This window comes from Sphingobium sp. CECT 9361 (genome assembly GCF_918741285.1).
In the GTDB taxonomy this organism is placed as follows: domain Bacteria; phylum Pseudomonadota; class Alphaproteobacteria; order Sphingomonadales; family Sphingomonadaceae; genus Sphingobium.
Window position 1 is genome coordinate 65,398 of sequence record NZ_CAKKNC010000016.1, and the last position, 13,299, is coordinate 78,696.

Below are 13,299 nucleotides of genomic sequence, written 5' to 3' on the forward strand. Positions count from 1 at the left end.
TTCCCCTTCGGAAGACCACCCGCGCTGGCAAGGGCATGTCTAGAACGCGCGGGTGGCCCAGGGCGCCATGCCGATCACCAGGGGAACAATCGGCATGATCAATGCTCAAAAAATCAGAAGATCAGTTCGAGCGTGAAACCGATCCAGCGGCCGAGGCAGATGACCAAGGTCCATACGATAAGTGACGAAATGCCAGCGAAGCGCGCCGCAGCGGGCGGCGGCATGTCGGCATCCCAATCGGCAATCCTGCGGTACGCGGTCGAATGGAACCACATCATGTTCAGTCCCGCGATAGCGATTGCCACCAACTTAAGCAGGAACTGCGTGTTGTTCGCATACGCAACCGCGTTCGAAATGAACAGGAGGCCACCGGTGATAACCGCCACCACAAAGGCGATCCACGTGTACGGCAGCAGCTCGGCGATCAGCGTCGCCGCGCTTCCACGGTAAGACGCGAAGCCCAGCAAGCGAAGATCGACTATCAGGATGGTGCCGAACACAAGGGTGATGGCAAGGACGTGCAGCGATTCAATCAGGGGAAACGCATTCACATTCTCACGAATAGAAGAAGACAGGGACAAATCGTAAATTTGCTGAAGGATGGCTTGGTCGATCATGGCAAAACTCTTCCGTTAATCAGGTGGACGGCCGCCGAAGCGGCGCTCGAAGCGATCAGACGTAAGCGATGAAGCGACCGCAGAAGATCACGCAACACCAGACCAAAAGCATCAGCCAAGCCAGCGGTCTGGAGGACTCAGCGGAACCTGCGGCTCCCTCCAGCGCAGGACCGGCAACCAACAGAGACTTGCGGGCGCGCAGCGTGACGAGACTTGCGCCGGCGACCAGCACCATCTTGGTGATGAACACGTTGTTGGTGAGCGTGCGCCCAGGCTCGGCGACAACGAGTATGACGCCAGTGGTCAGCAGCACCAGCAGCGCCCAGCGCATCCAGGGCAGAAACCGCCGCAGCACATCCGCCGCCGGACGGTCCGTGGCCAACACGCCAGCAAAGCGCAACTCCGTGCAAAGTGCGGACCCGATCAGCACCGCGATGGCGAGAATATGAATGCTCTGGATACTTGGGATGATCCAACTGGTCTCGCGGATCGCGGTCGCGACCGGCGTGGCATAAAGCCAATCGCCAAATTCTGTGACGGACATCTCTAAATCCCCTCTGTTGTAAGTTCCTGCCACTCATTTAAGCTGAGGGGCTGTGCATGGTTCTGGTCTAGGGGCTTACGGCCAGCTTCCAAGGTTGAAACCGTTCGATACCGGTACAGATGGCGACGCGTTGGCCATTCGCCTGCAACGGCGCGTGGTTTGGGCCGGAAAACCCGCGAGCAGAATGGCGATATGCCGCTAAATGCTCCCCCCGCTTCACACGCTGTAACGCTGCTGTAACCTATGGGTCACCGCTATTTGATTCCGCACAACGAGGATGATCGCCACTATACGCAGGACGGTCCACTCCATGCTGGCGGATCGGTATCCGAAAGGGAAGACTGATGACACGAATCCGGGCAGCAGGCGCTGCGGCGATATTGATCCTGTCCATGAGTAGCTGTGCCAAGCCGGAGGAGGTAAAGCCAGCCGACGCCAAGGCGTATATGATCGAGCATGTGCAGCCTGCCGCACAAAACTATTGGGATGCCGTCCAATATGTAAGCGACGAGAAAGGCGCCCGTGAGATCGTCCCTACTAACGCTGAAGAATGGAACCGGACGGTCGAGGCAGCGCGAGCACTCAAGCAATCGGCCGAAATACTCAAGCAGCCTGCCTATGCAGCCAATCGCGGAACCGACTGGCAGGATTTTGCAGAAGGTCTGGCGCAAGCTGCAGCCAGGGCTGAGACTGCGGCGCAATCCCATGAACCTGACAAGGTGCTCGAAGCAGGCGGCACACTCTACAATGTCTGCACCGCCTGCCATGAGATCTACTTGCCAACGCCCGTCCGGTTGGGTCCAGACCCTCATAACAGCACACAGCAGTAAAACTGGTGCGGCGCCTCCTAACAATCCCATCTATCCTCTTCGCGGCGGTGGCGCTCCAGTTGATCGGGGCACATAGTGTCCTTGCGCATGATGTGGCGCAAAGCGACCGAGCCTTTGTTGCAGCAACGCAGGGACAGGCGATCATGCCGTTCCTGTATCTCGGCGCAAAGCATATGGTGACCGGATATGACCATATCCTGTTCCTCGTGGGCGTGGTCATGTTCCTCTTCCGCTTGCGCGACGTCGTGCTCTACGTTTCGCTCTTCACGCTTGGCCATTCGCTCACGCTCATGTTGGGCGTTATCTTCCACATCGGTGCGAACAGCCATGTGGTGGATGCGATCATCGGCCTGTCGATCATCTATAAGGGTGCGGAAAACCTTGGCTTGCTGCGCACGCTGGGCTGGCGCGTGGATACCCGGCTGGCGGTGTTGGCCTTCGGCCTGTGCCACGGCCTAGGCCTTGCCGCCAAATTGCTGAGCCTTTCGATTTCTCCTGACGGTTTGCTGGTCAACCTTCTGAGCTTCAATGTCGGCGTGGAGATCGGGCAGATCATCGTTCTTTTCTTCGTCGTCTGCCTGCTCAATCTTGTGCGCAACCGCTCCGGATTTGCAGCAAAGGCTGCGGTCGCAAACTGGCTGCTCATCGTAAGCGGTGCAGCAATCATGTTCCATCAAACATCGGAGTATCTGGCATCATGAGCGATATCGAACCGGCTACTGCCTCAAACCCGCGCAAGATAATCCTGCTGAGTGCAGCGGCAGCGGTGGCGATTGCGGCAATTACAGTGGTCTTCATCCTTCCCGCAGAGACGGGCATCGACCCGACTGGCCTAGGCAAGGCAAGCGGCCTAACCGAGATGGCCAATCCGCAAGCCAAGGAAGCACTTGATCGTGGCCAGAAGCGCACGGGCGTGCTCACCAGCAGTGACGCACCACCTGCCGCCCTAGCCGGCGCCCGCGATCACTGGACCTATACGCTGCCACCCTATGGTGAGATCGAGCTGAAATATACGCTCGACAAGGGCGCGGCGATTGGCTTTGCATGGCGGGCCGACGGGCCGCTGAACTATGACATGCACGCTCACCCTTTCGATGGCGGCGAGGCACTGACCGAAAGCTATGCCATCGCCAAAGGCAGCAGCCAGAACGGGCGCTATGTTGCTGCTTTTTCCGGCATTCATGGCTGGCACTGGCAGAACCGGACCCTCTCCCCGGTCACGTTGACGCTCGATACGTCCGGACAGATCAAAGGCTCTATGGTGATGGATGGTCGACAGCCCCAACCGCGCAGCCTTACACCTGCCCCGGTAAGCAGCGCAAAGCCATAGGCCAACAACCCCTGCTTCCATCGCCTGCCTCACATATAGCAAAAGGGCCGCACCGGTTTCACCCGATGCGGCCCTTTTAATGTCTGGCGGATTGGATCAGTCAGCTCAGAAGCTGAAATCGACATTCAAACCAACCGTGCGCGGCCGGATGTAATTGAACCAGTCCGCGTTGAAAGAGGTCTGGTTGTAGAAACCGCCACCGATCACACCACTCTCATTGGTGAGGTTCTGCACGAAGGCACTGAGCGTCCAATTGTCGAATTTGAGCCCGGCATTGACGTCAATTTGCACATAGTCAGGATATGTCTGGCGCAGTGGGGCCAGGCTTTCCGCCGGTACGAACTCACCGCGGCGCTTACCAACATAGGTCGCCGCTGCGCCGAAGTTGGCCGTGACACGATCCGACACCGGTGCCTCATAATTGAACGAAAGGTGGCCGGAATGATCGCTGGAGAAAGGCAGGCGATCACCACGGGCCGCATAGACTGCTGCCGACGCGAAGGGCTCACGCAGGGTCGCGTTCACATAGGCCCACCATGCCTTGACGGTCAGGCCTTGGGTTGGCCGAGCTTCAAACGCAACCTCGAACCCGCGACTGCGCGCTTTGCCTGCGTTGGAATTGAAGGTGAAGGTACCCAGCGAAGAAACCTGCGTGATCTGAATGTCTTTCCAGTCGATGTGGAACACCGAGACATCATAAGAGAGCAAGCCTCCCGCCAGAGTGCCCTTAGCGCCCAGCTCATAATTGACCGTCTTGTCAGGCCGGAACTGGCAAGGGACTGGCTCGGCCGGATCTTCGCTGCAACCGGCGTTCGGCCCGCCCGGACGATAGCCAGTCGCCAGACGTCCATAGATCATATGATCGGGCGATGGCTTGAAGCGGGGCGTAACCTGAAAAGTGAAGGCCTCCCCGCTGGCGCTCGGGTTAGTCTCCGCATAATTTGCGGGATCCGGCGCAGGCGATGAGCGAACCCACTCACGGTGCGTCATTTCCTGCTTATTCTTGCTATAACGGCCACCAAACTGCACGTCGAACTGCTCGGACAGGGTTACGGCCAGATTGGCGAATGCGGCATATTCATTATATTTTACATTATCGCGCCATACGACCGGATAGCCATAAACGCTGCCGTCAGTCGGGTTCGTCGCCGCCGTGTCGATGGTGTATCGCGCCTTCTCGTGCGTGTAGAAACCGCCAACGATCCAGTTGATCGCATTGCCTGCCGCCCCGGAGAGGCGCGTCTCGTGCGAGAACTTGTCCACTTCATAACCCTGGCGCAGAACATTGCCGAACTCGGTCGCGTCAGGGAATACCAGCGGGAAGAGGAAACCCGTGAGCGGCGATGCGGTGAAGTCCAGGAAGTCATAATTAGTGGCCCGTGAGAACGCCGTAATAGAAGTAACGTCAACGCCACCAAGGTCGGCATTGATGAGGCCGCTATACATCTGCGTATCCGAGCGGCTGCGGCCTGAACCGAGCTGATCGCTTTGCAGATAGACCGAACCGAGCGATGCATCCACGTTCGACGAGCCATAAATGTCCCGTTCCTGATAGAGCGCGCTGAGCTTAAGCGAGAAGGATTCCGATGGCTTCCACAGAGCCGATAAGCGGCCGCCCGTAACCTGCGAGGAATTCACATTCGTCTTACCCGTGCGGACATTATCGATATAGCCGGGTTCCTTGCGGGTATAAGCGCTGGCGCGCACGCCGACCGTCTCACCAAGTGGCACATTTATGGCACCGCGCACGTTATAGCCTAGCGTCTGACCGCCTTTTGCGACCCGTTGCACGCCGCCGCCGATCGAACCGCCAAAATCTTTCAGATCAGGGTCGATCGTGACATATTTCACCAGACCGCCCATGCTGCTCGCACCGTAGAGCGTACCCTGTGGGCCGCGCAGCACTTCGATTCGAGCGAGCTCCGAAGGGTCGAGATCAGGCGCCGCGCCAAATAGGCCGCCCTGCCCGGTCGACGAGCCATAAGGCACATCGTCAATGGTGAAGCCGACTACGGGATTACCCGTCACGGGGCTGGTCGTGATGCCGCGAATGGCAAGCTGCGCACGGTTGTTCTGGAATTGCAGGTTTACGCCCGGCACGCTGGCGAAAAAGTCCTGCGCTCTGGTCTGGTTCTGAGCCAACATATCGCTGCCGCTAACCGCTGTCACTGGCACCGGCACGTCGAGCAGACGCTCCTCGCGCTTCTGAGCCGTGATGATGATGTCGCCGCCAATCGCGCCTTCATTGGCATCGACCTGCGCCTGTGCGGGAGCGGAAAGTGCCAACACCAGAATGCCCGACATGGGCACGCAGGATAGTTTAAGCGCTCGTTTGAAAGTCCTTGTCATTGTCATTTCCCCTTTTGTTAAGTTATTTATTTTGACGAAATCTGCGGTTATCCCGCTTGTTTTGCGCCGGATGGCGAAACTGGGTTGGCGGCGTGTGCGGCCGGTCGCGCTCTGGCCTGGAGCGGTCTGCGTCGTCGCCACCACAAGAGGACGCCGGTCATGGCAATCCCGACCACCATCAAGCCGAATGCGGAGACCGCAATCTGCCAGGGCCGTCCGCCAATTGCGGTGACATGCAATGCCATCAGCCAGCTCGTCACAGTGTTGCCGACATGTTGGCCGGTGGGCAGTTGCATGCCCAGAAACCGGCCATTAAGGGCATCGATCGCAATCGTTGCAGCCGTGGCTGGCGAGTTCGTCTCGGTCGGATTGCCCTGTCCGTCGAGGAGATCGCGCGACGTGTGCATCTGGAAAAAATAGACGCCAAGGTCGCGCCGATATTCAATCGAGGCGGGCTTGCCGAGTGTGAAGTCCTCACGCTTGGCCTGCTGCGCAAAGTAGAGCTGCCCAAGATCAGCGGCCTTGAACCAATCCACTGGTGGATCGAGCAATGGCTTGGGGAGCGATGGCCGGGGGGGCGCTTCCTGGAAATGCTCGTAAGTGGTGAACAGCTTTACGAAGCCCGCATAATAGGTGCCCAGATTGAGCGCAAAGCCCGTCACCGCAAAGATCATCAGTAACGGAAACAGCCAAAGGCCGGACGCACGATGCAGATCGAGCACGAACCGATTGCCGTTGCCGCTCCGATCAACCTTCCACGATGTTGACCAGCGCTGCAGGAAAGACCGGCGCTGCCCGCCTGCCTTGTGCCGTTTCAGCTTCGCCGGAAGGGTGAGGTAAAGGCCGACGGCTGTTTCAAACGCCCAGACCAGACTCAGCGATCCCATGAGCAGAATACCGACGCCGAGCGGAAAAATGAGCGCATAATGCAGATAATAGAGGAAAGACGGCACGCCTGAGGGCGCAAGCGTCGCGGCGCCAATTACGCGCTGGCCAAGCCGCTCACCTGTGTATGGGTTGGCGAACACCTCATCATAATCAATCTGCGTTGGCTCGCCAGTACGCGGATCAATAGCCGGCATGACGCGTGAAAACAGCGTCTCATCAGGTTTTTGCGGGAACTGGAGCGAGAAGAGGTGAGCGCGCGGATCCTGCTTTTCCAGCCGTTCGCGGATGGCCAGCGCATCATGAATCGTCCAGCCCTGCGTCTGCGGTGTGACCACGCGCATGCGACTATTCAGAGCGCGCTCGAGATCGTCATAATAAGCGATTATGCTGCCCGTGCCCGCAATCAAGACAAGGAAGAAAGCAAGCGCAAGGCCAACATAGCGATGCACCTTTACAACCGTGAGTCTAAGTTGCGACGGACCGCTCAAATACAAACTCCATGCGTGGACGAATTATGTAACGTTTTTAAAAAGTGCGTCACCACTCCCACCACTGCGAGAGAGATTTGCGGCATCCTTATGCAGGGTACGCGGCGCCTCCGTTTCCCCTGATTTACTTTCAGCTTAAACTGACATGGATACGGAAAGACAGAATTGCCCGCACGCTCACATAGCTTGCAATTTCGGCCATCGTCCGAGATCGCAAGCTTGGCTGACTTCGCCGGACCGTACCCCCGGTCCTCCGAAGCGCCCCGCCCACGGACTTCTGCGCCGGCAATCAGCATATTTGCCCCGGGGCCGAAACAATGGTGATTTAGGCCGAAGATGAAATAGACATGTAGCGCGCCTGTTCACATTGTCTGCGCCAGCTAAAGTGCTGACTGTTAAAGGAGCAAGATGTGATCGGATCCATTCGCAAGGCCTGGCAGGCGACCATCTCGGAAGATGCCTCCATGCCGCTCGACACGACGCTCTCCAGCCTGACACGCGCGAATTTTCTGCGCGTGATGGCCGCCGGGGCGCTAGTGGCCAGCTCTGGTGGGATTGCCAGGGCAACCGCAGCCACCAATGCGCGGCGCATTGCGCCCGTCACCGATCTCGATGCATTTTATGACGCCTGGCAGGAACGGATGAACAGCGGCGATCTAGAAGGTCTGGTCGATCTTTATGTCGAGGATGTCACTTATGTGAATTCCGACAAGAAGCTGCTGCACGGCAAGGCGCAGGTGAAGGCCGATTTTGAAGGGCTGCTTGCCCTCAAACCACAGATCGTTCTCGGTAACCGCAAGCATGTGGTCTATCAGGATATAGTGCTCACGACCAACCATTGGCGCATGAATTTCACCAATGCCGATGGGGTCAAGCAGGAGCTGACCGGCGGCGGCATCGAGGTGATCCGCAAGCAGGCCGATGGCGGCTGGCGCTTCATCATCGATGACGCCTCTCGCGCAGCGTACTGACTTAGCGACAAATCAATTCACCTGAGCGGCTCGATCCGGATGCGGCAATCACTGCCCGTCCGGATCGCGCCGCTCTTAGTTTCAGGCGTCCTGCATCAGGGCTTTGTCGCCACCTTGGCGAGCATCGCCTCATCAGCGGGGCCGATCCGCACCACGATGGAGGTCGGCTCATCCGTCACGGCATAGAGCCGCCCATCCGGCCCCTGCCGTACATCCTTGAAGCGCTGGTGGAGCCCGTCCAACAATACTTCCTGGCGCATCTCCTCCAACCGATCATTGAAGACCACACGGATGAGCGATCCCGTGCCGTTAATCTGCCCGCGGCGAGCGCTGGCGACGAAAAGACTATTTGTCCAGCCGGGCATTGCCATTCCTGTGTAGAAAGCAATTCCGTTTGGCGCGATTGCAGGGGACCAGATCAGCGTAGGCCCTTCCGTTCCAGCGGCAACCGGGCCAACCGGCAAGCGAGAGCCTCCATATTCAGTGCCATAGGTAGAATTGGGCCAGCCATAATTGCGGCCGGGCAGCAGCGCATTCAGCTCATCCCCACCCTGCGGGCCATGTTCGGATGCCACGAGACGCCCCGTGCGCGGATCAATCGCCAGCCCTAGCGGATCGCGATGGCCATAGGTCCAGATCTCGGGCCGGGCACCCTTGGTGTTCCTGAACGGATTGTCCGCCGGAATGCTCCCGTCGATCCCGATCCGCATCACCTTGCCATAGATGTTGTCGGTCCGTTGGGCGGACTGGATATCGCCTTCGCTCAACGCGCCAACAGCAACGAAAAGCTGCCGTTTGGGATCGATCAATATGCGCGATCCACCGGTGCCGACCATCACCTCGCCGACCAGCAGATCCTTCACATCCACAAGGCGCAGACCATCCAACCGCGCCCGCGCCAACACTGTTGTCGCGGTGATGCGATCTGCCTTGGCATCATAGCCGACAGGGCGGTTGAAGGTGAAATAGATGAGCTTGTTGGTGGCGAAGTCAGGATCTGGCCGCACATCCTGAATGCCCAGCACGTCGATCGGCTTGAGATGCTCTGCCTTGCTGTAATTTGGCACATTGGCGATTGGCTGCGCCTCCAGCACGGGATTTGGCCCGGTCGCTTGCCGGAGCAGGCGCAGCCGCTGGCCGCGCTCCACGATCAGCGCGTCGCCATTCGGCAGGAAAGCAAGGGTGTATAGATTCTCAAGCCCCTTGGCGACGATCTCCACCTTCACGACAGGCTGTTCCGCACTACGCATCACATAAGGCCCTGGCCCTGGAAGCTCTGCTGGAACGCCAACCTCTGGCACATCAGCCGCAAACGCAGCCGTGGAGAACAGCGCAACCGCTCCTGCCTGTACCCAATGCCTAGCCTTGCTGCGAAAGTGTTTCATTCAACCGCTCCTGCCTATGCCCAAATGACGGGCCTTTGCGGCCCTTGTTCTAGTCGCTACGCGGTTTGACCGATGATTGCAGGGACGACCATATCCTTGGCATCTTGGGTCAGCAATGCCTGTGCAATCTCCGCCAGCCGATCACGATGCCCGTGGCGGACATGGCTAGACCTATGATCGACATGATCCAGATCAGCAGATCACGCGCTGGGGCCGCTTGAAGCAACAGGTTCAAATCCCAGCGATGGAACAGATCGAACAGCCAGCGATAGGCGCGGCGTCTGCGATCAGCCTCGCCAAGCAGTTCGCCACTATTGGGGGCAATGTGAACCCAGGTTGCGGCGGGATCGTCAAACCTCATGCGCAGCACGGGCAACGCCACCTGCCCGCGCACGGCATACCAATAAGCATCCGGCCGAGACAGCAGATCGACATGGGTGATTTGGGCGGAAGGCACTAGTTTGGCAGCATAGGCCAGAATTGCTGCACCATCAGGGCGCAGCGGCGTGAGCGCCTTAGCGTCGAGCAAGCGCTCGTCGCCGCTGCCGCCTTGAATGCGGACGATTGCGCGCCCAGCGGCTGCACCGATGAGGACCCGGCGCGCATCGGGCACGCGCGCGGCGATCCCGCGAAGGTCAGGGATCGTCAGCGGCGCCCGCCCGGCATAATCATGCTGTGCATCGGTGCCGATCCCTTCGCTGGCGAACAGCCGCCATGGATCGACCGATAGCCATCCTGAAAAGATCCACAGGATCAGGAACATGCTGCCGACCAGGCCGGAAATATGATGCCATTTCATCCAGCCATGATAGGGCGTCATGCGCCCCCCCTTATAGCGCCGCCTGCCCGGCCTAACTCGCATTAGGCCAATCCAGATCCCTGTCAGCGCCACAAGGATGCACGGTCCCGAAGACCACATCACCACTTGCCGCCAGAGCGGCTGATCCTCGCGCAATGCACGTGGATAGAGCCAATGCGGCACCGATCCGAGCCAGTTCCAGAACCGCTCCTGCGCATTAGTGTCCAGCACGACAGCGCCAGTGGTGGACGAGACATAGAGGATGCGTCCGCCCGCGCCCGCGAGCTGCGCCTTCCACAAGGGGCGATGGGCGTCATAGCCCCCGGCGACAACCCATTGATCGCTCTGGATCGCGCTGATGTGCGCAACTTGCTCCCTGCCAAATGCGGACGCGATATGCGCTGCCTCAACCCGCGAGGCGTGCCTCGCAGCAGCACCCGTATCGGCCCAGATCGTGAGCGGTGCGCCATCCCACAGAGTGACGCGCCACACGGGCCGGTCGCCCCGCATCTCCAGCACAATTTGCCGCGCCTGCCCTGCTGGCTGAGCCAGTGCGGCACGCGCGGCGGCGCCCAATCGCCCCCACGCGATAGGGGGCAGCCCAGCCGCCCGCTCCTCATCAGCCAGTGAGGGGAACGGGACGTAGAGCATCACCAGCCCAGAAGCGAACCAGATGACGAAAAGCAGGCAAGTCGCAATGCCTATCCAGCGATGGATCAGATAGAGCCAGCGCTTGCCCCGGTGCCAGATCATGCTCGCGCCGACTAGAATTTGGCGCGAACGGACACGTCGAATGATTGCGGACGCCCCAAAATCCACTGCTCATTGCCATAGGTGCTGAAGGCATAAGCCTTGTCGAACAGGTTATAGATGCGCGCATCCAGCGCGAGATTGGGTGTGAAGGCATAGGAAGCGCCCAGATCGACAACGGTGTAGGCTGGCACACGGAATATGTTGGCATTGTCGGTAAAACGATGGCCCACATAACGCAGGTTAGCCCCTGTCGAGAAGCGCCCCCCGTCTGTCCAGCGCAATTCCAGATTGGCCGATGCTTGCGGTACGCCGGGTGGCGTCTTGTCCTTGAACCCTGTAAATTCGTCAAAATTGGCATCGAGCACCGTGCCGTTGGCGGACAGGCCAAAGCCGCCGACCAGATCGAAATCGACGCTCGCTTCGATACCTTGCGATGAGCGCTGCCCAACTTGATCGATAGCCCCGCCCGGAACTGTCTGCGTGAAGAGGTTCTGTTTGACTAGACGATAGGCCGCCAGCGTGAAATTGCCGCGGCCATCCATGAACAGCCCCTTCACGCCCGCCTCATATTGATAGCCATTGGCATAGGTAAGCTGGAACTGGGCAGCCGAGGTGGCGAAAGTGGTGAGCGTGCCGAGCGGATCGACAGCCGTTGCATATTGCGCATAGAGCGAGAGCGCTGCGCTCGGCTGATAGACCGCGCCCACGCGCCAGGTCGTGCTGCTCAACCTCTTGAACGAATCGCTGCCGCCATTGAGCGCGGGCGCATCGCCGATGATCTGGGTGCCGCTGCCATTATACACCCAGTTCCAGCGTCCGACCTTATTCTCCTCATGCCGCAGGCCGCCAACCAGAGAGAGCTTGTCCGTCACCGCAAGGCGATCCTCGGCGAAGATTGCCCAGCTTGTGGTGCGCGTATGATAGCGCGGCAGCAACCCGACCGTATCCAAAAACAGGCCGGGGTTGAAGCCAGTCAGCGGCACTTCATCCTGCTGAGCTACGGAATCGAACTGGTGGGAGTAGTTGAGTGTAACGCGGCTGACATCGGCGCCGATCAGCAGTTTGTTCTTCATGCCGCCAAACTTGTGATCGAAGGCGATGTGTCCTTGGCTGCCATATTGGTCGACATCATGAACGATGCCATAATTGTCGGCCCTGTAGATATGGCCGGGCGTTCCGACACCATTCCCGTTGGGACAATTGCCGTCACCTGCGATCCAACAATAGCTTTCAAGATTGCGCCACTTGCGGTTGCTCGACAGCCAATAGCTGGTGTTGGCGATCGATATGGCATCGTTGAGCGCCCAAGTAGCGGTCAACGCCAGGCGATTGTCCCGATAGCGCATGGTGGCATCGCCAACATTGTAATTTTCGTGGCGGATCGCCGTATCGAGCACACCGTTCACCAGCGGCGTACCGAAATATTTGCTCGGGTTGGCATTGCCGAAATCATTGCGCAGCATGAGCGTAAACGTCTCGCTCGGCGCGAACCGCAGCGCGCCGGAAATCGCCAGATTGTCGCTCTCCCCACGGTCTACAAAGCCATCGGACTGGCGATAGCTCACATCGCTGCGAAAGGAGAGCGTTTGGCTGATCGGACCACCCACGCCCGCGGCAAGGCGCCAGCTATTCTGCGAGCCATAGCCAGCTTCTGCATCGACCTCCATGTGTTCCGTATTGGGCGAACGCGGAATGATGTTGACCACGCCTCCCAGCGCACCCTGGCCGAACAGCACCGACGCAGGGCCGCTCAACACCTCAATCCGCTCGATATTCCATGGGTCGGATGGGAAGGAAATGGAGCCATTATTGGGGAACAGGCGCACGCCATCATAGAGCTGCATAACCGATTCCTGACCATTGAACCCGCGCATCGCGAAGGAGAGTCCCGCATTGCCCGGATTGCCATTGTTGGTGACACCGGTGGCGCGCGAGACGGCATCCACAATCGCCAGATCGCCCCGCGCCCGGACATCATTGCCCGTGATGACGCTCACCGTGGCGGGCGTTTCCAGCAACGTCATGCCAAGACGGCTCGCGGTAGAGCTTGGCTGCGTCAATGTACGCTCCCGCTGCGCCGTTACGATAATGGTCTCGCTGCTATCCTCCGCAGCAAAAAGGGGGGCAGGCAGCATTGCTGCCGTGGCAATGACGGAAATGCCGACCAAACGGCACGCAGTAGCTTGCTTCACAGGCTCAAACCTCTCGATATGCTATGGGAAGTTCCCGCTTCCGGGGCCTGCTTGCGTAAAGAGCGAAGCCGCAACCAACCAAGCCATAACGTGTTAGTTACGGTTGTGAGACAATCGGCAACGGTAATGACGGATGTTACACCGGCGCCGAAT

The 13,299-nt window shown here is 59.1% G+C and carries 11 protein-coding genes; 4 read left to right on the plus strand and 7 right to left on the minus strand.

The window, feature by feature from the left end; genetic code table 11:
• Window positions 1-113: 113 nt before the first annotated feature.
• A complete protein-coding gene (locus tag LQ220_RS18570) occupies window positions 114-617 on the minus strand; it encodes a DUF6644 family protein (RefSeq protein ID WP_230189627.1) in 504 nt (167 codons plus the stop codon).
• Window positions 618-672: 55 nt separating this feature from the next.
• Window positions 673-1,161: a DUF6644 family protein gene (locus LQ220_RS18575; RefSeq protein ID WP_230189628.1), complete on the minus strand. Its 489-nt coding sequence runs from the start codon at window positions 1,159-1,161 to the stop codon at window positions 673-675.
• Between the two features lie 344 nt (window positions 1,162-1,505).
• On the opposite strand from LQ220_RS18575, the gene LQ220_RS18580 reads away from it, so the two are divergent.
• From LQ220_RS18580 to LQ220_RS18590, 3 genes are read left to right on the plus strand one after another with little or no spacing between them, the layout of a single operon-like run.
• Window positions 1,506-1,991: a hypothetical protein gene (locus tag LQ220_RS18580; RefSeq protein WP_230189629.1), complete on the plus strand. Its 486-nt coding sequence runs from the start codon at window positions 1,506-1,508 to the stop codon at window positions 1,989-1,991.
• Window positions 1,992-1,996: 5 nt separating this feature from the next.
• On the plus strand, window positions 1,997-2,692 hold the full coding sequence (locus LQ220_RS18585; RefSeq protein WP_230189630.1) for a HupE/UreJ family protein: 696 nt from the start codon (window positions 1,997-1,999) through the stop codon (window positions 2,690-2,692).
• Window positions 2,689-3,321 (plus strand): hypothetical protein, encoded by a 633-nt coding sequence (locus tag LQ220_RS18590; protein WP_230189631.1) that lies wholly within the window; start codon window positions 2,689-2,691, stop codon window positions 3,319-3,321. Before LQ220_RS18585 ends, LQ220_RS18590 begins: the two co-directional genes overlap by 4 nt.
• Window positions 3,322-3,426: 105 nt before the next feature.
• Here the strand turns inward: LQ220_RS18590 and LQ220_RS18595 are convergent, their stop codons facing one another.
• The gene (locus tag LQ220_RS18595; RefSeq protein WP_230189632.1) at window positions 3,427-5,670 is read right to left on the minus strand and encodes a TonB-dependent receptor; all 2,244 of its coding nucleotides are present in this window, start codon (window positions 5,668-5,670) and stop codon (window positions 3,427-3,429) included.
• A gap of 47 nt (window positions 5,671-5,717) precedes the next feature.
• Window positions 5,718-7,046 carry a PepSY-associated TM helix domain-containing protein gene (locus LQ220_RS18600; protein ID WP_230189633.1) on the minus strand — a complete coding sequence of 443 codons (1,329 nt, stop codon included), beginning with the start codon at window positions 7,044-7,046 and terminating at the stop codon, window positions 5,718-5,720.
• Between the two features lie 410 nt (window positions 7,047-7,456).
• Between LQ220_RS18600 and LQ220_RS18605 the strand changes: the two genes are divergently transcribed.
• Window positions 7,457-8,017, plus strand: a complete 561-nt coding sequence (locus tag LQ220_RS18605) for a nuclear transport factor 2 family protein (RefSeq protein ID WP_230189634.1) — start codon at window positions 7,457-7,459, stop codon at window positions 8,015-8,017.
• A gap of 95 nt (window positions 8,018-8,112) precedes the next feature.
• Here the strand turns inward: LQ220_RS18605 and LQ220_RS18610 are convergent, their stop codons facing one another.
• The 3 genes from LQ220_RS18610 to LQ220_RS18620 all read right to left on the minus strand — a co-directional run bounded on the left by LQ220_RS18610 (window position 8,113) and on the right by LQ220_RS18620 (window position 13,146).
• Window positions 8,113-9,402 carry a PQQ-dependent sugar dehydrogenase gene (locus tag LQ220_RS18610; RefSeq protein ID WP_230189635.1) on the minus strand — a complete coding sequence of 430 codons (1,290 nt, stop codon included), beginning with the start codon at window positions 9,400-9,402 and terminating at the stop codon, window positions 8,113-8,115.
• A gap of 109 nt (window positions 9,403-9,511) precedes the next feature.
• Window positions 9,512-10,954 (minus strand): PepSY domain-containing protein, encoded by a 1,443-nt coding sequence (locus LQ220_RS18615; RefSeq protein ID WP_230189636.1) that lies wholly within the window; start codon window positions 10,952-10,954, stop codon window positions 9,512-9,514.
• Between the two features lie 11 nt (window positions 10,955-10,965).
• On the minus strand, window positions 10,966-13,146 hold the full coding sequence (locus LQ220_RS18620; RefSeq protein WP_230189637.1) for a TonB-dependent receptor: 2,181 nt from the start codon (window positions 13,144-13,146) through the stop codon (window positions 10,966-10,968).
• Between the last annotated feature and the right edge of the window lie 153 nt (window positions 13,147-13,299).

What these genes read in the sequence shown, in the direction of transcription:
- LQ220_RS18570 (WP_230189627.1), bottom strand. Translation starts at nt 617, where the DNA reads ATGATCGACCAAGCCATCCTTCAGCAAATTTACGATTTGTCCCTGTCT.
- LQ220_RS18575 (WP_230189628.1), bottom strand. Translation starts at nt 1,161, where the DNA reads ATGTCCGTCACAGAATTTGGCGATTGGCTTTATGCCACGCCGGTCGCG.
- LQ220_RS18580 (WP_230189629.1), top strand. Translation starts at nt 1,506, where the DNA reads ATGACACGAATCCGGGCAGCAGGCGCTGCGGCGATATTGATCCTGTCC.
- LQ220_RS18590 (WP_230189631.1), top strand. Translation starts at nt 2,689, where the DNA reads ATGAGCGATATCGAACCGGCTACTGCCTCAAACCCGCGCAAGATAATC.
- LQ220_RS18595 (WP_230189632.1), bottom strand. Translation starts at nt 5,670, where the DNA reads ATGACAAGGACTTTCAAACGAGCGCTTAAACTATCCTGCGTGCCCATG.
- LQ220_RS18610 (WP_230189635.1), bottom strand. Translation starts at nt 9,402, where the DNA reads ATGAAACACTTTCGCAGCAAGGCTAGGCATTGGGTACAGGCAGGAGCG.
- LQ220_RS18615 (WP_230189636.1), bottom strand. Translation starts at nt 10,954, where the DNA reads ATGATCTGGCACCGGGGCAAGCGCTGGCTCTATCTGATCCATCGCTGG.